At 76.2% G+C, this 20,475-nt stretch carries 20 protein-coding genes; 8 read left to right on the top strand and 12 right to left on the bottom strand.

Features of this window, described 5'->3' with window-relative positions; translation table 11 throughout:
- Nucleotides 1-14 precede the first annotated feature (14 nt).
- From ACI79L_RS01675 to ACI79L_RS01660, 4 genes are read right to left on the bottom strand one after another with little or no spacing between them, the layout of a single operon-like run.
- On the bottom strand, nt 15-449 hold the full coding sequence (locus ACI79L_RS01675; RefSeq protein WP_456935098.1) for a globin: 435 nt from the start codon (nt 447-449) through the stop codon (nt 15-17).
- On the bottom strand, nt 446-1,726 hold the full coding sequence (locus tag ACI79L_RS01670; RefSeq protein ID WP_456935097.1) for an MFS transporter: 1,281 nt from the start codon (nt 1,724-1,726) through the stop codon (nt 446-448). The genes ACI79L_RS01675 and ACI79L_RS01670 overlap by 4 nt, the downstream gene beginning before the upstream one ends.
- On the bottom strand, nt 1,723-2,733 hold the full coding sequence (locus ACI79L_RS01665) for a mechanosensitive ion channel family protein (protein WP_456935096.1): 1,011 nt from the start codon (nt 2,731-2,733) through the stop codon (nt 1,723-1,725). Before ACI79L_RS01665 ends, ACI79L_RS01670 begins: the two co-directional genes overlap by 4 nt.
- A gap of 53 nt (nt 2,734-2,786) precedes the next feature.
- Complete coding sequence (locus tag ACI79L_RS01660; RefSeq protein ID WP_456935095.1) at nt 2,787-4,874, bottom strand: prolyl oligopeptidase family serine peptidase; 2,088 nt, start codon at nt 4,872-4,874, stop codon at nt 2,787-2,789.
- Nucleotides 4,875-5,102: 228 nt separating this feature from the next.
- Here ACI79L_RS01660 and ACI79L_RS01655 point away from each other — a divergent pair, with 228 nt between their 5' ends.
- Together ACI79L_RS01655 and ACI79L_RS01650 are read left to right on the top strand one after the other, a co-directional pair.
- Complete coding sequence (locus ACI79L_RS01655) at nt 5,103-5,630, top strand: HNH endonuclease (protein WP_456926990.1); 528 nt, start codon at nt 5,103-5,105, stop codon at nt 5,628-5,630.
- The gene (locus ACI79L_RS01650) at nt 5,627-6,490 is read left to right on the top strand and encodes an SCO6745 family protein (RefSeq protein WP_456935094.1); all 864 of its coding nucleotides are present in this window, start codon (nt 5,627-5,629) and stop codon (nt 6,488-6,490) included. The genes ACI79L_RS01655 and ACI79L_RS01650 overlap by 4 nt, the downstream gene beginning before the upstream one ends.
- Before the next feature lie 36 nt (nt 6,491-6,526).
- Here the strand turns inward: ACI79L_RS01650 and kynU are convergent, their stop codons facing one another.
- Nucleotides 6,527-7,780: a kynureninase gene (gene kynU, locus ACI79L_RS01645; RefSeq protein ID WP_456935093.1), complete on the bottom strand. Its 1,254-nt coding sequence runs from the start codon at nt 7,778-7,780 to the stop codon at nt 6,527-6,529.
- Nucleotides 7,781-7,818: 38 nt separating this feature from the next.
- On the opposite strand from kynU, the gene ACI79L_RS01640 reads away from it, so the two are divergent.
- The 3 genes from ACI79L_RS01640 to ACI79L_RS01630 are packed head-to-tail and all read left to right on the top strand — an operon-like array spanning nt 7,819 to nt 10,172.
- A complete protein-coding gene (locus ACI79L_RS01640) occupies nt 7,819-9,258 on the top strand; it encodes an amidase (protein WP_456935092.1) in 1,440 nt (479 codons plus the stop codon).
- A gap of 29 nt (nt 9,259-9,287) precedes the next feature.
- Nucleotides 9,288-9,671, top strand: a complete 384-nt coding sequence (ctaJ, locus tag ACI79L_RS01635; protein WP_456935091.1) for an aa3-type cytochrome oxidase subunit CtaJ — start codon at nt 9,288-9,290, stop codon at nt 9,669-9,671.
- Between the two features lie 48 nt (nt 9,672-9,719).
- Complete coding sequence (locus ACI79L_RS01630) at nt 9,720-10,172, top strand: DUF5130 family protein (protein WP_456926983.1); 453 nt, start codon at nt 9,720-9,722, stop codon at nt 10,170-10,172.
- 122 nt (nt 10,173-10,294) lie between these two features.
- Here the strand turns inward: ACI79L_RS01630 and pepN are convergent, their stop codons facing one another.
- On the bottom strand, nt 10,295-12,847 hold the full coding sequence (gene pepN, locus ACI79L_RS01625; protein ID WP_456935090.1) for an aminopeptidase N: 2,553 nt from the start codon (nt 12,845-12,847) through the stop codon (nt 10,295-10,297).
- A 137-nt stretch (nt 12,848-12,984) separates the two neighbouring features.
- Between pepN and ACI79L_RS01620 the strand changes: the two genes are divergently transcribed.
- Nucleotides 12,985-13,647: a mycothiol-dependent nitroreductase Rv2466c family protein gene (locus ACI79L_RS01620; RefSeq protein ID WP_456935089.1), complete on the top strand. Its 663-nt coding sequence runs from the start codon at nt 12,985-12,987 to the stop codon at nt 13,645-13,647.
- 67 nt (nt 13,648-13,714) lie between these two features.
- Here ACI79L_RS01620 and ACI79L_RS01615 read toward each other — a convergent pair whose 3' ends face one another.
- A complete protein-coding gene (locus ACI79L_RS01615; RefSeq protein WP_456935088.1) occupies nt 13,715-14,203 on the bottom strand; it encodes an ester cyclase in 489 nt (162 codons plus the stop codon).
- A gap of 143 nt (nt 14,204-14,346) precedes the next feature.
- Here ACI79L_RS01615 and ACI79L_RS01610 point away from each other — a divergent pair, with 143 nt between their 5' ends.
- Entirely contained in the window at nt 14,347-15,102 is a 756-nt protein-coding gene (locus ACI79L_RS01610) for an SDR family oxidoreductase (protein WP_456935087.1), read from the top strand.
- A 20-nt stretch (nt 15,103-15,122) separates the two neighbouring features.
- Here the strand turns inward: ACI79L_RS01610 and ACI79L_RS01605 are convergent, their stop codons facing one another.
- Together ACI79L_RS01605 and ACI79L_RS01600 are read right to left on the bottom strand one after the other, a co-directional pair.
- Nucleotides 15,123-15,884 carry an MBL fold metallo-hydrolase gene (locus ACI79L_RS01605; protein WP_456935086.1) on the bottom strand — a complete coding sequence of 254 codons (762 nt, stop codon included), beginning with the start codon at nt 15,882-15,884 and terminating at the stop codon, nt 15,123-15,125.
- Nucleotides 15,881-16,549 carry a DUF429 domain-containing protein gene (locus ACI79L_RS01600; protein WP_456935085.1) on the bottom strand — a complete coding sequence of 223 codons (669 nt, stop codon included), beginning with the start codon at nt 16,547-16,549 and terminating at the stop codon, nt 15,881-15,883. Before ACI79L_RS01600 ends, ACI79L_RS01605 begins: the two co-directional genes overlap by 4 nt.
- Nucleotides 16,550-16,574: 25 nt before the next feature.
- On the opposite strand from ACI79L_RS01600, the gene ACI79L_RS01595 reads away from it, so the two are divergent.
- Nucleotides 16,575-17,066, top strand: a complete 492-nt coding sequence (locus ACI79L_RS01595) for a ribose-5-phosphate isomerase (RefSeq protein ID WP_456935084.1) — start codon at nt 16,575-16,577, stop codon at nt 17,064-17,066.
- 114 nt (nt 17,067-17,180) lie between these two features.
- Here ACI79L_RS01595 and ACI79L_RS01590 read toward each other — a convergent pair whose 3' ends face one another.
- Genes ACI79L_RS01590 through ACI79L_RS01580 form a run of 3 tightly spaced genes read right to left on the bottom strand, consistent with a single transcriptional unit; the run spans nt 17,181 to nt 20,425 of the window.
- A complete protein-coding gene (locus ACI79L_RS01590) occupies nt 17,181-18,422 on the bottom strand; it encodes a GNAT family N-acetyltransferase (protein WP_456935083.1) in 1,242 nt (413 codons plus the stop codon).
- A gap of 42 nt (nt 18,423-18,464) precedes the next feature.
- Nucleotides 18,465-19,136 (bottom strand): response regulator, encoded by a 672-nt coding sequence (locus tag ACI79L_RS01585; protein ID WP_456935082.1) that lies wholly within the window; start codon nt 19,134-19,136, stop codon nt 18,465-18,467.
- A complete protein-coding gene (locus tag ACI79L_RS01580) occupies nt 19,127-20,425 on the bottom strand; it encodes a sensor histidine kinase (RefSeq protein WP_456935081.1) in 1,299 nt (432 codons plus the stop codon). Before ACI79L_RS01580 ends, ACI79L_RS01585 begins: the two co-directional genes overlap by 10 nt.
- Between the last annotated feature and the right edge of the window lie 50 nt (nt 20,426-20,475).

The following is a 20,475-nucleotide window of genomic DNA, read 5'->3' as shown; positions in this document are numbered from 1 at the left end:
CGGGCGGTCCTCGTTCAGGCGGGGGAGAGGTCGCCGGGCGCGTCGTCGGGCCAGCGGTTCTGCATGCTGCGGGCGGCCATCTGCAGGTAGCCCCACAGGGTGGCGTCCTGCTCCTCGGTGAGGTCGAGGGTGTCGACGGCGTCCCGCATGTGCCGCAGCCACGCGTCGCGCTCGGCCGGGCCGATCGCGAACGGGGCGTGCCGCATCCGCAGGCGCGGGTGCCCGCGCTCCTGCGAGTAGGTGGTGGGGCCGCCCCAGTACTGCTCGAGGAAGCGCCGCAGGCGGGTCTCGGCGCCCTCCCAGTCGTCCTGGGGGTACAGCGGCGCGAGCACCGGGTCGGCCTTGACGCCGGCGTAGAAGCGGGCGACGAGCCGCCGGAAGGTCGGCTCCCCGCCGACCTCCTCGTAGAAGGTCCGCGCCGACGGCAGGGACCGGCTCGCCTCGCTCATGACACCGATGGTCCCGCAGCCGGGCGGTCCTCCGCCACGAGGGCCCGGGTGCGGCCGTAGGCGAGCAGCGGCGGCACGACCGCGACCAGCCCGATCCCGCCGGCCAGCGCGACGACGGCGCTCGGCGGCAGCCCCTCGGCGGCGAGGCCGGCGGCCAGCGCACCGACGCCCTGGATGCCGTAGAGCCCGCTGACCGCGACGCCGAAGGCCCGGCCGCGGTAGGCCGGCGGCACCGCCTGCACGAAGGCGACGTTGAGCGGGATGGTCCAGGAGGCGCCGAGCCCGGCGACGAACATCAGCGCGACGACGACGGCGAACGCGCCCCGGCCGGGGCCCGCGGTCGCGGCGACCAGGCCGGCCAGCAGCACCGGTGCCAGCGACAGGGCCACCAGCACCGGCATCAGCCGGTCGCTGCGCGCCGTCCCGAGGAGGCGGGCGACCACCAGGCCGCCGACGGTGACCCCGAGCGGGTTGGCCGCCAGCAGCACGCCCACCTGGACCGCGCCCTCGCCGAGCTCGTCGGTCAGCGGGGCGGCGATGCCCTCGGCGGCGTTGGCGAACAGCGTGCCGACCCACAGCAGCGCGATGATCGCCACCAGCCGCGGGCTGCCCCCGATCAGCCGCAGCCCCTCGGCGGCGTCCCGCCACACCGACGACGGCGCCGCGAGCTCCTCCGTCGGCGCCGGGCGCCGGTGCAGCCCGAGGGTCAGCCACACCGCGGACACGGCGAAGGTGGCGGCGTCGACGAGCAGCACCACCGAGGGGCTGAGCACGGTGACCAGGCCACCGGCGGCGAGGAACCCGACCACCTGCGCCACCTGCAGGCTGACGTTGGTCAGCGAGGTGGCGACGGCGTAGCGCTCGCCCTCCAGGACGTCGGCCATCAGCGCCGAGCGCGCCGACTCGAACGGCGGCGCGCACAGCGCGACCAGGAACAGCAGCGCCAGCAGGACCGGCAGCGGCGTCCCGGGGATCGCCATGCCGGCGACCAGCACCGCGCGGACGACGTCGCTGGCGATCAGCACCCGGTGCCGCGGGAACCGGTCGGCGATGGTCGCCAGCACCGGGCCGCCGAGCGCCCACGGCAGGAAGCCCAGCGCGAAGGTGAACGCCGCCAGCAGCGGCGAGTCGGTGCGCTGGTAGACGAGGACGGTCAGCGCGACCCGCGCGAGCTCGTCGCCGATGGTCGACAGCGTGTAGGTGCCGAACAGCGGCCGGAACTCGCCGACGGCGAAGACCTCGCCGAACGTCGCGCGCCGACCGTCCCCGGTGCTCATCGGGCGCCGGCGGTCGCGGCGCTGGAGGACGCGCCGATCAGCGGGGGCGGGGTCTTGATGCCCTCGGCGACGAACCGCTCCTTGAGCCGCATGCGCAGCTCGCGGCCGACCCGCCACTGGTCGGCGTTGGTGGAGCGCACCTGCACCCGCATGAAGACGCCCTCCGAGAGGATCTGCTCGACGCCGAGGGACTCGGGCTCGGCCAGCAGCACCGCGGCCCACTCGTCCTCGGCGTACATCGCGTCGGCGACCTCCTGCATGACGGTGCGGCACCGCTCGAGGTCGGTGTCGTGCGCGACGGGCATGTCGATGACCACCTGCGCGTAGCCCTGGCTCTTGTTGCCCACGCGCAGGATCTCGCCGTTGCGGGCGTACCAGACGACGCCGTTGACGTCGCGCAGCCGGGTGATCCGCAGGCCCACCGCCTCGACCGTCCCGCTGGCCTCGCCGAGGTCGACGACGTCGCCGACGCCGTACTGGTCCTCGAGGATGATCCCGATCCCGGCGATGAAGTCCTTGATCAGGTTCTGCGCGCCGAAGCCGAGCGCGACGCCGACGACGCCCGCGCTGGCCACGATCGGCGCCAGGTTGATGCCGAGCTCGCCGAGCACGAGGACGACGGCGATGCCCATGACCACGAACGAGGCGACGCTGCGCAGCACCGACCCGATCGCCTCGGCGCGCTGGGTGCGCCGGGCGGCCACCTGCTCGAGCGGGTCGCCGCCGCCGGCGGCCGCGCGGTTGCGCAGCGGCCGCAGGATCGTCGGCATCGACCCGGTGGCGGTGCGGTCGGTCAGCCGCCGGATCGCCCGGTGCAGCAGCAGCCGGACGACCGCGGCGAGGACCACGACCAGCAGGATCTTCGCCGGCTTCTCGATCAGCGCCTCGGCGTTGTTCGCGAGCCAGTCGATGCCGAACAGCTCGTAGACCTTGGCGCACAGCGTCGTCGGGTCGGAGACGCAGTCGGGCATGGTGCCGGCGAGCCCGCTGTCAGCAGCGGCGGTCACTACGGAGGGTGGAGCAGTCATCACTCTCCATGGTGTCAGGTCGGAGCGGCGGATCAGGAGTGATCCGCGCGCCACCCGGACAGGCCGGTCGCGGCGGCGAGGAACGCCAGCTGGTCCGCGGCCAGGCCCACGGTGCGGCTGACCGCCCGGGCGCCGTGACCCACCGACGTCTCCCGCCGCAGCAGCACCGGCGCGTCGGCGCTCGTGGCGGCCTGCAGCGCGGCGGCGAGCTTGCGGGCGTGCAGCGGGTCGACGCGGGTGTCGGACTCGAAGGTCGTGAACAGCGTCGCCGGGTAGGCGGCGCCCTCCCGGACGGCGTGGTACGGCGAGTAGCCGAGCAGCCAGCCGAGCTCCTCCGGGTCCTCCGCGGTGCCGTACTCGTCGTTCCAGGTGCGGCCCAGGCCGAAGCGCTCGTACCGGACCATGTCCAGCAGCGGCGCGCTGCAGACCACGCCCGCGGCCAGGTCCGGCCGCTGGGTCAGGGTGGCGCCCACGAGCAGGCCGCCGTTCGAGCCGCCCATCACCGCGAGCTGCCGGTGCGTCGTCCAGCCCTGCGCGACCAGGTGCTCGCCGGCCGCGGCGAAGTCGTCGAAGACGTTCTGCTTGCGCTCGCGCATGCCGGCGCGGTGCCACTCCTCGCCGTGCTCGGAGCCGCCGCGCAGGTTGGCCACCGCCCAGACCCCGCCGGCGGCCACCCAGGCCAGCGCCTGCGCCGAGTAGGACGGGGTGAGCGCGACGTTGAACCCGCCGTAGCCGTAGAGCACGGCCGGCCGCGGGGTGTCCGGCGTGCCGGTGGCCGAGAGCACGAACAGGTGCACCGGGGTGCCGTCCGCCGAGGTCGCGTGCGTCTCGACGACCGTCACCTCCGGCACCTCGCCGGCCACGGGGGCGCGCTCGTCCTCGACGAGGGCCGTCGGCGCGGCGGCGTCCCAGCGCAGCACCGACGGCGGCGTCGCGTGGTCGGTGTACCCGACCCAGGCCGTCGTCCCGCCCTCCGGCGGGGCGCTGACGCCGGAGACGCGGCCGGCGCCCAGGCCGGTCACCTCGGCCAGCCGGCCGGAGCCGTCGCCGGCCCAGACCGAGAGCCGGTCGGTGGCGTCGACCGAGTGGACGGCGAGCACCTGCAGCGAGCCGTCGGCGCCGTCGACGAGCGCGACATCGGACAGCACGCCGTCCTCGGCCTGCGGGACGACGTCGGCCCACGCCTCCGCCGCCCAGGTGGCCGGGTCGGCCGGGTCGGCGACGGCGAGCCGCCAGCGCGGGGTGCCGCGGTCGCTGAGCAGCCACAGCCGGCCGTCGCGGGCCACCCACGCCGCGGTCTGCGCGTCGACGCCGACCTGGAGCTCCCGCAGGGCGCCGTCGCCGGCCAGGTCGGCCAGCCAGACGTCGTCGCGCGGGGCGGTGCCGGCCGACGCGGAGACGACCAGCCAGCGGCCGTCGCGGCTGGTGCGCACGCCGTAGTAATTGGTCGGGTCGAGACCCTCGCCGTGGACCAGGACGTCGCCGTCGGGGTCGGCGCCGACCCGGTGGCGCCACACGCGGCGGTGGAACTGCTCCTCGCCGGCGGGCACCTGGCCGGGGGCGAGCCGGCGGACGTAGAAGAGCTCCTCGCCGCCGGGCAGCCAGGCGACGGGGGAGTAGCGGCACCGGTCGACCGGCCCGTCCAGCTGCTCGCCGGTGGCGACGTCGAGGACGTGCAGCCGTGACTCCTCGTCGCCGCCGGTGGACAGCTGGTAGGCCAGCCGGTCGCCCTCCCACGACGGCGCCCAGGCGTCGAGCGTCGTCGTCCCCGAGGGGTCGACCGCCATCGGGTCGACCAGCACGCGGACGCTGCCGTCGGCCTCGCGCACCCGCAGGACGGCGTGCTCCTGGCCGGGGTCGCGGCGGGTGGAGAAGGCGCGCCCGCCGCGGTGCACCGGGACGCCGACCGCGCCGGCGTGCACCAGCCGCTCGAGCCGGGCGGCGAGGTCGGCCCGCAGGGGGAGGGCGCCGAGGACGTCGGCGGTGAGGCCGTCCTGGGCGGCGGTCCACGCCTGCGTCCGCGGGTCGTCGGGGTCCTCGAGCCAGCGGTAGGGGTCGGCCACGCGGTGACCGTGCAGGTCCTCGACCAGGTCGAGTCTCTCGGCGTCGGGGTAGCGCACCCGCACCACCGTAACGGCGCGGCCGACAGGAGCCCGGCACCTCCCGGGACCGGTTCCCCCGCGCGCCGGAGGCCCAGGTCAGGGCAGGATGGGCACAGCCCTGTGCGGCCGCCCCGGTACGGCGGTCCGGGGCGTCGGAGGTGATCCGTGTCGCGTTCCGCGTCCGGGTCGTCGCCGGCGGGCCACCCAGGTCCGCGGCGCGACCCCGTTCCCGTCCCCCGGCTGCCCGTGCCCTCGTCCGGCACGACGTCGGCCACGCTGCTGCTCAACGCCACCTACGAACCCCTGTGCGTGGTCTCCAGCCGCCGCGCGATCGTCCTGGTCCTGGCCGAGAAAGCGGTCCCGGTGGACGACTCCGCGGAGGTGGTCCACGCCGAGCGGGTGGCCCTCGCCGTCCCGGTGGTCGTGCGGCTCACCCGCTTCGTGCGGGTGCCCTACCCCGCGCAGGTGCCCCTGTCCCGGCGGGCGGTGTTCACCCGCGACGGGCAGACCTGCGTCTACTGCGGCGGGTCGGCCACGAGCATCGACCACGTCGTCCCGCGCAGCCGCGGCGGCACGCACACGTGGGACAACGTGGTGGCCGCCTGCCGGAAGTGCAACCACACCAAGGCCGACCGGTCGCTTGCCGAGATGGGCTGGCAGCTGCCGCACCCGCCGCGGACCCCGAGCGGCGCGGCCTGGCGGCTGCTGGGCGCGCGCGCCGTGGACCCCCGCTGGCGGGAGTGGCTGGGGATGCCGGAGAGCGTCTCCGCATGACGTCGGCGGGCACCGCCCGGCGGCTGTGGGCGCTGGGCGAGCCGTACCACGCGGTCACCTACTTCGCCGACGAGGCGCGGTCCGCGGCGGAGGAGGCCGGGCTGTCCGGCTTCTGGGCCGCCTACTTCGCGCTGCGCGCCGCGCCGCTCGGCCCGGTGGGACCGGCGGTGGTGACGGCGGTCTTCTACAACTTCGCGCCGTCGTTCGTCGCCCGCCGGGTGCCCGGCGTCTGGTCGGCGGTGTCGCCGCAGCAGGCGCTGCGGGTCCGGCTGTCCGCCGTCGACGCCGTCGTGCGCCGGGTGCTGGGGGAGTGGGCGTCCTCGGCCGATGCCGCGGAGGCCGCGGAGCTCGCGCGCATCGCCGCCGAGGCGGTCGACCTGCCGGGCCGGCCGCTGGCGGCGGCGAACGCGGCGGTGGCCGAGCCGGACGAGCCGCACCTGGCGCTGTGGCAGGCGCTCACCACCCTGCGGGAGTACCGCGGCGACGGGCACAACGCGGCGCTGCTCGGCCGCGAGGTGTCCGGTGCCGGCGCGCACGTGCTGGTGGCCGCGGCCGGTCGGGTCGACCGCGCGTGGCTGCAGAAGGCCCGCGGCTGGGACGACGACGCGTGGGCGGCCGCCGCCGAGGAGCTCACCCGGCGCGGCTGGCTGGACGGTGACGAGCTGTCCGCGGAGGGCCTGGCGATGGTGACCGCGATCGAGGCCGACACCGACCGCCTCGCGCTCGGCCCGTGGCGGCTGCTCGGCGACACGCGCTGCGACCGGCTCGCCGAGCTCCTCGTGCCGCTGCGCCGCGCCGTCGTCACCGCCGGTCTCTTCCCCGACCGCAACCCGATCGGCGTCCCACCCGACATCGAGTGAGCACTGCGGCGGAAATGGCCATTTCTGCCGCAGTGCTCAGGTGACGCGGGCGCGCTCCTCGGGGTAGGCGGCCCAGGCGCCGTCCTCGAGCAGGGCGCGGAACCGGTCGGCGGCGTCCCAGACGTCGACGAACCGCGTGTACAGCGGCGCGACGCCCAGGCGCACGCGGTCGGGCGTGCGGAAGTCCGGCACCACCCCGCGGTCGACCAGCGCCCGGGTCAGCTGCCAGGCGTGCGGGTGGGCGAGCGTGACGTGCGACCCGCGCCGCGCCGGGTCGCGCGGACTGGCCAGCGCCACGCCGTGCGGCGCCAGGTGCGCGTCGGCGAGGTCGACCAGCAGCCCGGTCAGCGCCCGCCCCTTCGCCGCCAGCCGGTCGATGCCGGCCTCGGCCACCAGCCGCGCGCCCACCTCGACCGCCGCGGCGGCGAGCACCGGCGGCGTCCCCGTGGCGAACCGCCCGACGTCGGGCACCGGGTCGTAGGCCGGTCCCATCGCGAACTGGTCGCGCTGGCCGAACCAGCCCCAGATCGGCTGGCGCAGCGTCTCCTGCAGCTCCCGCCGCACGAAGAGGAACGCCGGCGCGCCGGGCCCGCCGTTCAGGTACTTGTACGTGCACCCGACGGCGAGGTCGACACCGCTCGCGGTGAGGTCCAGCTCCACCGCGCCCACCGCGTGCGAGAGGTCCCAGACGACCAGGGCCCCGGCGTCGCGGGCCGCCGCCGTCACCGCCGCGACGTCGGCCAGCGCGCCCGAGCGGTAGGCGACCGCGGACAGCACCACGACGGCGACCCGCCCGTCCAGCGCGACCGCGAGCACCGCCGGGTCCAGGCCCTCGTCGACGTCGGCGGGCACCTCGCGCACGGTCATCCCGCGCGCGGCGGCGACCCCGGCGACGACGTACCGGTCGGTGGGGAAGTCGTCGGCGCAGCAGACCAGCACGTCCCGACCCGGGCGGGCGTCGGCCGCGGCGACCAGGAGCTTGTAGAGGTCGACGGTGGTCGAGTCGCTGAGCAGCACCTCACCGGGCCGGGCGCCGAGGACGCCGGTGCCGACCACGTCGCCGACCCGCGTGCCGACGTCGATCCAGGTCGCCCACGAGCCGACCAGCCCGCGGCCCCACTCCTGCTCGGCCACCCGCGCCAGCGCCGCCGGGGTGTCCACGGGCATCCGGCCCAGCGAGTTGCCGTCCAGGTAGAGCAGGCCGTCGTCGACGCCGGCGAAGCGGGCACGGAACCCGGCCAGCGGGTCGGCGTCGTCGAGGGCCTCGGCGTGCGCGCGGGAGAGGGGCACGGCGACGTGTCTACCGGGCGGGGCTAGCGTCGCCGCCCGTGACCGGAACGCAGGTGCACGAGCTCACCGCGCTGGAGCAGGCGGCCGCCGTCCGGGACCGGACGCTCAGCCCCGTCGAGCTGGTGGAGGCCGCCCTCGCACGCATCGAGGCCCTCGACGCCGGCCTGGGCGCCTTCGTCACCGTCACGCCCGAGCGGGCGCTGGCGGCGGCGGCCGAGGCCGAGGCCCGGGTGCTGCGCAGCGGCGACCTGCCGCCCCTGCTCGGCGTGCCGACGGCGATCAAGGACCTCAACAACACCGCCGGCGTGCGCACCACCTTCGGCTCCGCGGTGTTCGCCGACTTCGTGCCCGAGGTCGACGACGCCGTCGTCACCAAGCTCGCCGCCGCCGGGACGATCAGCCTGGGCAAGACCAACACCCCGGAGTTCGGCTACCCCTGCTACACCGACAACGACGTCGCCGGCCCCGCCCGCTGCCCGTGGGACCCCACCCGGCTGGCCGGCGGGTCCAGCGGCGGCGCGGCGGTGGCCGTGGCCGCCGGGATGGTGCCCTTCGCCCACGGCAGCGACGGCGGCGGCTCCATCCGCATCCCGGCCAGCATCAACGGGCTGTTCGGCATCAAGCCCACCCGCGGCCGGATCAGCAACGGGCCGCTGGGCAGCGACGTCACCGGGCTGGGCACCAACGGGCCGCTGGCCCGCACCGTCCGCGACGCCGCCGCGATGCTCGACGCGATGGCCGGCCCGGTCACCGGTGACTTCGCCTGGGCGCCGCCGCTGCCGCCGGGGGAGACGTTCCTCGCGGCCGCGGACCGGCCGCCGGGGCGGCTGCGGATCGGCCGGGCGCTGGAGTCGGCGATGCCCGGCGCGGTGCTGCAGCCCGAGGTCGCCGCGGCCCTCGACGACGCCACCGCGCTGCTCACCGACCTCGGGCACGAGGTGGTCGACGTCCCGCCCGGCCTGCTCGCCCCGGAGGTGCTGGGCGCCTTCGAGAGGGTGTGGTCGCTGTCGGGGACCACGCTGCCGGTGCCGCCGGGCCGGGTGGGGGAGCTGCGACCGCTCACCCGGGAGCTGCGCGCCCGCGGGCTGGCCCTGTCGGCGCAGGCGGCGATGGAGGCGCTCAACGCGCTGCGGCTGTTCGCCCGCCGCTACGTCGAGGCGACCGACGGGTTCGACGTCCTCGTCGCCCCGGTGACGACGATGACGCCGCGCCCGCTGGGCTGGTTCGACGCCGACGGCGACGGCGCCGAGGACTTCGAGCGCAACAAGCGGTACGCGGCGTTCACCGCGCTCTACAACGTCACCGGCCAGCCCGCCGTCAGCGTGCCGCTGCACTGGACCGGCGACGGCCTGCCGGTCGGGACGATGCTCGTGGGGCGGCCCGCGGACGAGGCCACGCTGATCGCCCTCGCCGCCCAGCTGGAGCAGGCCCGGCCGTGGGCGCACCGCCACCCGCCGGGCTGGGACACGCGCGCATAGGTGATCACCGTGGGCGGTAGATTCCGGGCGTGACCGTCGTCGAGACCCTGCTCGTCTTCCTCGTGGCTCCGCTGGCGGTGTTCGTCCTCCTGTGGGCGCTGACCTACCTGCCGGGCGGGCGCAAGCGCCAGGGCGTCCGGTACAAGCCGGGTCAGCCCTGGGAGCACGAGCCGGTCTGGTACGAGCCGCAGCCGAAGGACGCCCCGACGCACGCCGCCGGCCACGGCGACACGCAGGCCGTCGGGTCCTCGCTCTACGGCGAGCCCGCGGCGCTCGAGGGGGGCCACAGCGGGCACGGGACCACCACCGGCTCGCACGTGATCGCCGGCTCGCACGGCGCGACCGCCGTCTCCGCCGGTGCCCCGGCCCCGTCCGCCGGCGGCCCGCTCGGCGGCGCCCGCGGCACCTGGTGACCACCCCGTGATCCCCATCCACCTCGCGACCGCCTCAGGAGGCCGGCGATGACCCGCGTCTTGGACGCCGACGCCCACGACACCGGGACGGTCGACACCGCGCCCAACCGGGCCGACGAGGGCTACGACACGATCTTCAGCTACCGCGAGCTGGCGCGGCTCGACGAGGCGCTCACCATGTCCTCGCGCGAGACCGGCCTGCGGTTCACGCTCTGGATCGGCGACCTCGGGCCCCGGACCCGCATCCGCGCCGAGGAGCTGCACGCCCGCGGCGGCGACCCGGCCGAGTCGGTGCTGCTGGCCGTCTCGCCCGGGCAGCGGGTCATCGAGGTCGTCACCGGCGCCTCGGCCGCCCGCCGGCTGCCCGACCGGGCCTGCGCGCTGGCGGTGCTGTCGATGACGAACTCCTTCGCCTCCGGCGACCTCGTCGGCGGGATCGTCAACGGCCTGCGGCAGCTGTCCGACCAGGCCGGCCACCCGCGCAGCGCCCGCACGCACTGACGAAGGACCCCCTGCCCCCACCACTCGCAGGCCCGCGGCGGGGCCCTGCAGGGGGCCGGCACAACGGCTGAAGAGGAGAGGCCCAGGACCCGGCGGGTCCTGGGCCTCTCGCGTCCAGCGGGTCAGGCGCTCTCGGCGGCGTCCCGGGCCCGGTTGCGCAGCGCGCGGGCGATGCCGTCGCGGCCCTCGGAGACCAGCCGGCGCAGCGGCGCCGGGTGCCCCTCCTGGCCGAGCCACCGGTCGGCGGCCTGCAGCGTCCGCTCCTCGACCACCGGCGGGAACAGGTACTGCACCGCGTTCTTGGCGATCTCGCCGGGACGGCGCTCCCACATCGGCCCGATCTCCGCGAAGTACCGGTCCACGTACTCCGCGGTCAGCTCCCGCTGCGCGGGGTGCCAGAAGCCGCCGACCAGCGCCTCGTGGACGGCGTTGGGCACCGACGTGTCGTGGAACGCCTGCTGCCACGCGTCCGCCTTGGCCTCCGCGGTCGGGCGCAGCGCCCGCGCGGTGGCCGCGCGCCGGACCCCGGTGGCGGTGGCGTCCCGCTCGGCCTCGGCGTCGATCTCGGCGTCGCCGGCCGCGCCGATGGCGACCAGGCCGTTGAGGAAGGCCCAGCGGGCGTCGGCGTCGACGGCCAGCCCCTCGACGGTGCGGGAGCCGTCGAGCAGCCCGCGCAGCACCGCGGCGTGCTCCTCGGTGCGGGCGGCGGCGGCCAGCGTGCGCGACCACTGCAGCTGCTCGTCGCTGCCCGGCTCGGCCGACTCCAGCGCCTGCAGCGCCTTGTCCGCCAGCGCCGCCCAGCCGGTCTCGGCCCACGCCGGGTCGGCGTAGGAGGTGAGCGCCGACTGCACCCGCGCCAGCAGCGACTGCACGACGCTGATCTCGGTCTCGGCGTCGATGCCGGCCAGCACCAGCTGCACCCACTCGCGGGCGGGCAGCTCGGCGTCGCGGGTCATGTCCCAGGCGGCGGCCCAGCACAGTGCGCGGGCGAGGGAGTCGGGGACCGCGCCGATCGCCTCGCGCAGCGTGGCCAGCGAGCGGTCGTCCAGGCGGAGCTTGGCGTAGGTGAGGTCGTCATCGTTGACCAGCACCAGGTCGGCCACCGGGTGCCCGGCCAGCTCGGCGACCTCGGTGCGCTCGCCGTCGACGTCCAGCTCCACCCGGGTGGTGCGGGTCAGCCCGTCCGGCCCGCGGTCGTAGAGGCCCACGGCCAGCCGGTGCCGGCGCAGCACGGGGTGCTCGGGGACGGCGGTCTGCTCGATGGCGAACGAGGCGTAGCGGCCGTCGTCGGTGAGCTCGTACACCGGGCGCAGGGTGTTGACCTGGCTGGTCTCCAGCCACTGCGCCGACCACTCGGTGAGGTCGCGGCCGGTGGCCTCCGACAGCGGGTCGAGCAGGTCGGCCAGCGTGGTGTTGCCGTACTCGTGGGTGCGGAAGTAGCGGCGGATCCCGGCGAGGAACTCCTCGCGGCCGACGTAGGCCACCAGCTGCTTGAGCACCGAGGCGCCCTTGGCGTAGGTGATCCCGTCGAAGTTCACCTCGACGGCGGCCACGTCGACCATGTCCGCGGCGATCGGGTGGGTCGAGGGCAGCTGGTCCTGCGCGTAGGCCCAGGCCTTCTCGGCGTTGGCGAACGTCGTCCACGCGGTCGTGTACTCGGTGGCCTCGGCCTGGCACAGCGTGGAGATGTAGGTGGCGAAGGACTCGTTGAGCCACAGGTCGTCCCACCAGCGCATGGTCACGAGGTCGCCGAACCACATGTGCGCCAGCTCGTGCAGCAGCGTCTCGGCGCGCCGCTCGTAGCGCGCCCGGCTGGTCCGCGACCGGAAGACGTAGTCCTCCAGCACGGTGACCGCGCCGGCGTTCTCCATGGCGCCGGCGTTGAACTCCGGCACGAACACCTGGTCGTACTTGTCGAACGGGTACGGGTAGTCGAAGACCCGGTGGTAGAACTCGAAGCCCTGCTTGGTGACCCGGAACAGCTCCTCGGGGTCCAGGTGCTTCGCCAGCGACGCGCGGCAGAACAGCCCCAGCGGGATGTCCTCGTAACAGTCGGTGACCCGCGCGTAGGGCCCGGCGATCAGCGCGACCAGGTAGGTCGACAGCCGCTTGGTCGGCTCGAAGTGCACCAGCTGCGAGCCCGCGGGCCCGGCCTCGATGGTGCGGCCGCCGGTGTTGGACACGACCTGCCAGTCGAACGGCGCGACGACGTGCACCTCGTAGGTGCCCTTGAGGTCGGGCTGGTCGAAGCAGGCGAACACGCGCTTGGCCTCGGCCGGCTCGAAGTGCGTGTAGAGGTAGACCTGCCCGTCCTCGGGGTCCTCGAAGCGGTGCAGGCCCTCGCCGCTGTTGGAGTACCGGCAGTCGGCGTCGACGACCAGGGTGTTGTCGGCGGCGAGGTCGGGCAGCGGCAGGCCGCCCTCCTCGGTCCAGGTGGAGACGTCGAGCTCGACCCCGTTGAGCGTGGCGGACCGGACGGTCTCGGCGACCAGGTCGACGAACGAGGCGGCGCCGGGCTCGCGGCAGGTGAACCGCACCGTCGTCGTCGAGCGGAAGGTCCCGCTGCCCGGTCGCCCCTCACCGTCGGTGAGGTCGAAGCGGAGGTCGTAGCTGTCGACGTCGAGCAGGCGGGCGCGCGCGGCGGCGTCGTCGCGGGTCAGGTTGGGTACGGCCACGCCCGGCAGCCTGCCACGGACGGCCGACACGCCCGCAGGGCACCGGGAACAACGGGCCGGACGGGGCACTTGGCAGCGGGCAGCGGCCGGAGGTGCGCCCCCGGCCCCGAGGACGACGGACCAGAGGAGAGCGATCGATGACCGAGGCAGTGCAGAGCGCCCCGACGAAGGCCCGGGTGGACTTCTGGTTCGACCCGCTGTGTCCCTGGGCCTGGCTGACCAGCCGCTGGGTCCTGGAGGCGGCGAAGGTGCGCGACATCGACCTGCACTGGCACGTCATGTCGCTGGCGGTGCTCAACCGCGGGCGTGACCTGCCGGAGGAGTACCAGCGGATGATGGAGCAGGCGTGGGGCCCGGTGCGGGTCGCGATCGCCGCGGCCGAGAAGCACGGCGACGAGGTCCTCGGGGACCTCTACACGGCCATGGGCACGCTGCGGCACCACGAGGGCCGGGAGCTCGACGAGCTGGTCGCCCCGGCGCTCGAGCGCGTCGGCCTGCCGGCCGAGCTGGCCGAGGCGGCGACCTCCACGGAGTACGACGAGGCGCTGGAGAAGAGCCACCACGCGGGCATGGACCCGGTCGGCGACGACGTCGGCACCCCGGTCATGCACATCGACGGCGTCGCGTTCTTCGGCCCCGTCATCAGCAGGGTGCCCACGGGCGAGGACGCCGGCCGGGCCTTCGACGGCGCCGTCCTGCTGGCCAACCTGCCCGACTTCTGGGAGCTCAAGCGGACCCGCACCGCCGGCCCGGACATGGACTCGGTGCCGGCCGACGCCCTGGAGCTCCAGAACAGCTGAGCCCGCCGGTGCACTTCCGCGGACCTGCACCGTGCAGGTCCGCGGAAGTGCGCGCCCGGCGGGCGGGTCAGGTGGCCGGGGCCTCGGTCGCCTGCTCGATCCCGGCGGCGGCCCGGGGCTCCGGGACGGCCGCCGCGGCGGCCTGGCCCAGCCCGAGCTGGGCGATGATCTCCACCTGGTCGTAGTACATGCGGTGCGAGATGGCCGCGCCGTCCCGCACCGTGAGCAGGTCGCACTCCCGCAGCCGCACGCTCCGGCCGGTCGGCGGCACGTCCCCCTCCGGCAGGGCCAGCACGCCGGTGTGGGTGCCCAGGATCCAGCCCTCGTCGATGGCGGTGTCGCCGCTCTCGAACTGGGTCTTCGGTTCCCAGGTCAGGTCGGGGAACGCGCGCCGGAACGACAGCAGGTGGTCCGCGATCGCCTCGCCGCTGTCCAGGTCCCGGCCCTCCGGTGTCTCGGCGACGGCGTCGGCCGCGTAGGCCCGCAGGAGGGCGTCCCGGTCGCCGGCGACGACGGCGGCGGTGATGCGGTCCATGATCTCTCGTGCCTGTCCCATGACGACTCCTCCGGTCGTCCGGTCGCCGGCCGGTCTCACCGGCTGACGGCACCACACTGGCCTCCCTGCCCGAGCGGGGTGCAAGGGGCCAAGGGCCCCACCGCGCAGATCCGCGGACGTGCACGGCTGGCATGCTGCCGGGCGTGCCGCGACCGACCCGCCAGCGCATCCTGATCACCGGCGCCAGCTCCGGGCTGGGCATGGGCATGGCCCGCCGCTTCGCCGCCCGCGGCCGCGACCTGGCGCTGGTCGCCCGCCGCGAGCACCTCCTCGAGGAGCTGCGCGAGGAGCTGCTCGCCGCCCACCCCGGCATCCGGGTGGTCACCGCGGCCCTCGACGTCGACGACGCGACGGCCGTGGCCGAGGGCGTCCCGGCACTGGCCGCGGAGCTCGGCGGCCTCGACCGGTTCGTCGCCAACGCCGGCATCGGCAAGGGCGCGTCGGTGGGCACCGGCGCCGGCTGGGCCAACCGCGCGACGCTGTTCACCAACGTCCTCGGCACCCACGCGCAGTGCGAGGCCGCCGTCGAGCTGTTCCGCGCCCAGGGCTCGGGCCACCTCGTCGTCATCAGCTCGGTCGCCTCGGTCCGCGGGATGCGCGGCACCCGCACCGCCTACGGCGCCAGCAAGGCCGCGCTCAACGCGCTCGCCGAGGGCATCCGGTCGGACCTGCTGGGCACCGGCATCCGGGTCACCACGGTGCTGCCCGGCTACATCGAGACCGACATCAACGTCGGCCGGCGCGGCCCGTTCACCGTCGACCTCGACACCGGCGTCGACGCGCTGGTCGCCGCCATCGAGCGGGAGCCGGTGCGCGCCTACGTGCCCGAGTGGCCGTGGCGGCCGGTGTCGGCGCTGCTGCGGGCGCTGCCGCTGCCGGTGGTCCGCCGCCTCACCTGAGCGCAGGCGGGTCCGCCGCCTCACCCGGGGCGGGACGCCGCGGTCCGCATGGTCGCCGGGTCGTAGGGGCCGCGGTCGAGCCGGCCGGCCCGGACGGCGCCCAGCACCGCCAGCAGCTCCTCGCGCTGGGCGCCGACGAAGTGCGCGTCCACCACCGCGCCGTGGCCGGGGACCACCGGCCCGCGGGCCAGCGCGTGCAGCCGGCCCAGCGTCGCCGGCCACTCGGCCGGGAAGGAGTCCTCGAACGCCGGCGGGGCGCCCTCCTCGACCAGGTCGCCGGCGAAGACGGTGCCGTCCTCCACCTCCACGACCAGGTCGTGCCCGGTGTGCCCGCGGCCCAGGAAGCGCAGCACCACCTCGACGCCGCCCACGTCGAGCACCGCGACGTCGTCGACCAGCGCGTCGGGCGGGTCCAGCGGCGCCCGCCGCACCTGCTCCGCGGCCGCGTCGTCCTCGGCGGCCAGCAGCTCGGCCACCCGGGCCGCGCGCTGCGCCTCGCCGGTGGCGAGCAGGTCCGCGGCGCAGCCGCGCGTGCCCCACACCGTCGCCGGGCGGAACGCGGCGTTGCCGAAGCAGTGGTCGTAGTGGGCGTGCGTGTTGACGACCGTCCACGGGTGGGGGGTCACCCGGCGGACGGCGGCCGCGAGGTCGGCGGCCTCGGCGGGGGAGGAGCGGGTGTCGACGACGAGGCACGCGCCGTCGCCGACGACGAGCCCGCAGTTGAGGTCCAGCGACCGGTGCCGGCGGACGAGGACGCCGTCGGCGACCTCGGTGAAGGTCACCAGCAGATCCGCATCGGCCGGCCGCGGGCGTCGAGCGAGCCGTCGCCCACGCACTCCGCGGCGCCGTCGGCGACCCGCCGGGCCGACCACGCGGCGGCGCAGGCGTCGAGCGCGTCGACCGCCGGCACCCGCGGCGGCGCGGCGAGCAGCGCGGCCTCGACGTCCACGACGGACCGGAGCGCCGCCAGCCGCTGGGCCAGTCCCCGGGCGGTGACCTTCGGGTCGGTGACGGCCGGGTCCAGGGCCCGGAAGGCGAGCTCCGGGTGCACCTCGACGACGTGGCCGGGCGGCGGGTCGCCCAGCCCGTCGTCGAGCGCCCGGATGGACGCCGTCAGCCGGAAGGCCTGCGCCGACAGCGAGCGCCCGCCGGTGGCCGCGATCGAGAGCTCGCGGGCCTGCGCGTAGCCGCGGGCGCCGAGGACCGCGCGGACCGGGGCGGGGAAGACCGAGCTGCCGGCCCGGCCGAGCAGGCGGCGGGCGGCCTCGTCACAGGCGCGGGGGCCGGCGTCGGACAGGCCGATCGGCATGTCGATGCCGACCACCTCGACGTCCGGCACCGCGAGGACCGCCGCGACGTCGCGGAGGTGGAGCAACCGCACCGTGCGGGCCTCCAGGAGCGCGCCGACCCAGGCCCCGCGCCAGCCGTCCACCCCGAGCACCGCCACCACCCGACCCTGACAGACTCGGCGCATGCGCGTCTTCGTCGGCACAGACCACGCCGGGCTGGACTTCAAGGAGCACCTCCAGCAGGCGCTCACCGAGGCCGGGCACGAGCCGGTCGACTGCGGCGCCTTCGAGTACGACCCGCAGGACGACTACCCGCCGTTCTGCTTCGAGGTCGGCGAGCGCGTGGTCACCGAGCCGGGCACCCTCGGCGTGGTCATCGGCGGCTCGGGCAACGGCGAGCAGATCGCGGCCAACAAGGTGCCCGGCGTGCGCGCGGCGCTGGTGTGGAACACCGAGACCGCCCGGCTCGCCCGGCAGCACAACGACGCCAACGTCGTCTCGATCGGCGCCCGCCAGCACTCGATCGAGGAGGCCACCGCGCTGGTGCTCGAGTTCCTCCGGACGCCGTTCAGCCACGACGAGCGGCACGTCCGCCGGATCGGGCTCATCCACGACTACGAGCAGAACCGGCACCGCCCGGCCGGCGGCCTGCCCACGCGCGGCGACGTGGTGTAGCTGCTGGAACGGCCCCGCTGCAGGGGCCTGCCGCGAGCAGGTGACCTGCTGGAACGGTCCCCTCGCAGGGGCCCGCGCCGAGCGGAGCGAGGCGTGGGGGGCGAGGGGGTCCTTCTAGAACTGGTCCGGGCAGTGGGGGCTGACCGGCCAGGAGAACGCCGTCGCGGCCTGGGTGACCGCGCCCGGGCTCACCTCGGTGACCCGGCCGGCCGCCTGCAGCGTGCCCAGCGAGACGCCGCCGAGGTAGGCCGCGGCCAGCGCCTCGACGTCGACGGCCAGGTCGGGGTCCCCGTCGGTGGGGGCGCAGAAGGCCCCGGCCGGGTGCCCCCGCAGCCACCAACGGCCGTCGTTCCACGGGCAGAACCGGTCGCGCACCTCGAGGACCATGTCGATCGGCGCCGGGTAGCGGCGCGCGGCCAGCGCCCGGCCGACGTCGACCAGCCGCAGCCACAGCCCGTCCAGCGGGCGCACCTGCAGCGCGCGCGGGTCGGCCAGCAGGTGGCGCAGCGGGTCGTCGGCGGAGGCGTAGCCGGCCTCCACCGTCCGCACCAGGTCCAGGTCGAGCAGGTACCGCCATAGCACCGCGTACGCGGGGGTGCTGCGGGCGCGCAGGTCGTCGACGACGACGGTGCCGTCGGGCAGGCCGTCGTCGGTCCACCGGGAGCGCACGCGGAAGGACGCGAAGCCGGTGACCTCGCCGTCGGCCTCGGTGTGCAGCACGTACCGGCGGGCGCTCGCGCCCTTGCGGCGCTCGGCCGGGTCGCGCAGCTCCCGCTCCCACCAGCGCTCGTCGCGCTCGAACGTGCCGGGCACCCAGCGGCGCAGCGCCTCGTGCACCCGCGCGGCGCCGGCCCGCCACGCCTCGGGGTCGGCCGGGGCCACCGTGCCGGTGCCCAGGTCGACGCCGGGGCGGAAGGCCGTGTCCCGGGTGGCGCCGCGCAGGTTCCCGCGCTGCGTCGCGGGCGCGTAGCCGAAGCGGCCGTAGATCGAGCCCTCGGAGGCCCACAGCGCGGCCAGCGGCTCGCCCTGCCGCTCGTGCAGCTCGGTGAGCTGGCGGCGCATCATCGCGGTCAGCACGCCCCGGCGGCGGTGGGTGGGGGAGACGGTCACCCAGGTGACGCCCGCGCACGGGACGACGGCACCGGGCACCGTCACCTGCCGGCTGTAGATGCCGCCGGTGGCGGCCACCCGCCCGTCAGCGGCCCACAGCGACAGCGACCGGTCCAGCTCCGCCGTCGCCGGGACCCGCTCGGTGAAGTCGCCGTTCGGCTCGTCGCCGAAGACGTCGAGCATCGCCCGGCTGAAGGCGGGCCACTCCTCGGCGGTGACGGGGCGGAGGTCAGCGGGATCGGTCACCCCTGGTGTCTACCGGGCGGGGACGACGACCCGCGACCGCGGTCAGCCGCGGAGGTAGGCCAGCGTCGCCATCACCCGGCTGTTGCGGTCCTCGTCGGGCGCGAGGCCCAGCTTGGCGAAGATCCGCTGGGTGTGCTTCTCCACCGCGCCCGGGGTGACCACCAGCTGCCGGGCGATCGCGGTGTTGGAGTGGCCCTCGGCGATCAGCCCGAGCACCTCCCGCTCGCGCGGGGTGAGCCGGCGCACCGGGTCGTCGGCGCGGCGGCGGGCGAACAGCTGGGCGACCACCTGCGGGTCGAGCACGGTGCCGCCGGCGACCACCTCGGCGAGCGCGGCGAGCAGCTGGTCGAGGTCGGTCACCCGGTCCTTGAGCAGGTAGCCGACGCCGCCGCGGCCGTCGGCCAGCAGCTCGTCGGCGTAGGCCACCTCGACGTACTGCGACAGCACCAGCACCGCCGTCCCGGGCACCACCCGCCGCACCTCGACGGCGGCGCGCAGCCCCTCGTCGGTGTGCGTGGGCGGCATCCGCACGTCGACGACGGCCACGTCCGGCCGCTCGGCCACCACCGCGCGGACCAGCGACGGGCCGTCGCCGACGGCGGCCGCCACGGTGGTGCCCGCCTCCTCGAGGAGCCGGACCAGCCCCTCGCGGAGCAGGACCGAGTCCTCGCCGAGCACCACGCGCAGCGGCCGGTCGCCGGGGCTCACGCCCACGGCAGCTCCGCCGTCGTCCGGGTCGGGCCGCCGCGCGGGCTGTCGACCACCAGGACGCCGTCGACCGCGCGCAGCCGGTCGGCGAGCCCGGCCAGGCCGTGCCCGGGCACCAGCAGCGCCCCGCCCTCGCCGTCGTCCTCGACCACGACGCGCAGCACGTCGCCGGCCCGCCGAACCTCGACCCGGCACACGCCGGCCCCGCTGTGCTTGGCCACGTTGGCCAGCGCCTCGCTGACGACGAAGTACGCGGTGTTCTCGGTGACCGGCGCCGGCCGCTCGTCGGGCAGGTCGACGGCCAGCTCCACCGGCACCGGGGAGCGGGCGGCCAGCGCGGCCAGCGCCGCGGGCAGGCCGCGGTCGGCGAGGACCGGCGGGGCGATGCCGCGGGACAGCGCGCGCAGTTCCTCCAGCGCCTCCTTGGCGAGGACGCCGGCCTGGGCGAGCGTCGTGCGGGCGGCGGCGGGGTCGCGCTCGAGCTGGCGCTGGGCGCGGGAGAGGTCCATGCCGAGGCGGACCAGGTGCTGCTGCGGGCCGTCGTGGATGTCGCGCTCCAGCCGGCGCAGCGCCACCGCCTCGGCGGCGACGGCGGCGTCGCGGCCGCGGGAGAGCCGGCCGATCTCGGCCTGGGTGGCCGCGCGGGAGGTCAGCACCACCCGGCCCAGCCGGGCCTGCAGCAGCGCGACCGCCCGGACGGCGAACGGCAGCAGCACCGCGAAGACGGCGCCGATCAGCGTGTAGAGCAGGACGCGCCGGCCGGCGGTGCTCTCGAGGCCGAGCAGCTCCAGCAGGTCGGTGTTCCCCGGGTCCCCGGAGGCGTCGGGCAGCGCCCAGTCCCACAGCCCGTAGGTGAGCCCGCCGAGCGCCCCCGCCCAGAACGTCACCGTGACGACGAAGGCCAGGACCGCCAGCGGGAACCGGACGACGGCGTGCAGTACGTCGAGCCAGGACTGCGGGTCGCGCAGCGGGGTCAGCAGCCGGCGCACCCGGCCCCCGTCGGGGGTCAGGTAGGCCGGGCGGGGGACCGGGCGGCCGAGCACCGCGGGCAGCTGCGCCCGCTCGAGCGCGGCGAACCCGCGGGCGGCGAGCAGGGTGAGCGCCAGGACGGCGAGGCCGACCCAGATCACCAGTGTGCCGACGCCGACGGCCACGCCGGTCACGGCGACGACGAAGGCGGCGATCCCGACCGGCAGCGACAGCAGCGCGTAGCCGGAGTCGACGAGCAGCCGGCGCAGCAGGCCGGCGTGCGGCGGGGCGGTCGTGGAGGGCATCACCAGGGTGTCGGTGGTCATGCAGCGAGCCTGCTGGCGCGGGGCCGGCCGGCCGATCCCGTCAGCCGGTC

The sequence above is a fragment of the Geodermatophilus sp. SYSU D00684 genome, assembly GCF_054050455.1.
Note: the sequence above shows the minus strand (reverse complement) of the source record. Positions and strands in the feature narration are given on the sequence as shown.

Bases quoted from the DNA above. Each gene is read 5' to 3' on its own strand.
- ACI79L_RS01675 (WP_456935098.1), bottom strand. From the start codon at position 449: ATGAGCGAGGCGAGCCGGTCCCTGCCGTCGGCGCGGACCTTCTACGAG.
- ACI79L_RS01670 (WP_456935097.1), bottom strand. From the start codon at position 1,726: ATGAGCACCGGGGACGGTCGGCGCGCGACGTTCGGCGAGGTCTTCGCC.
- ACI79L_RS01650 (WP_456935094.1), top strand. From the start codon at position 5,627: ATGACGTCGGCGGGCACCGCCCGGCGGCTGTGGGCGCTGGGCGAGCCG.
- ACI79L_RS01630 (WP_456926983.1), top strand. From the start codon at position 9,720: ATGACCCGCGTCTTGGACGCCGACGCCCACGACACCGGGACGGTCGAC.
- ACI79L_RS01620 (WP_456935089.1), top strand. From the start codon at position 12,985: ATGACCGAGGCAGTGCAGAGCGCCCCGACGAAGGCCCGGGTGGACTTC.
- ACI79L_RS01615 (WP_456935088.1), bottom strand. From the start codon at position 14,203: ATGGGACAGGCACGAGAGATCATGGACCGCATCACCGCCGCCGTCGTC.
- ACI79L_RS01595 (WP_456935084.1), top strand. From the start codon at position 16,575: ATGCGCGTCTTCGTCGGCACAGACCACGCCGGGCTGGACTTCAAGGAG.
- ACI79L_RS01580 (WP_456935081.1), bottom strand. From the start codon at position 20,425: ATGACCACCGACACCCTGGTGATGCCCTCCACGACCGCCCCGCCGCAC.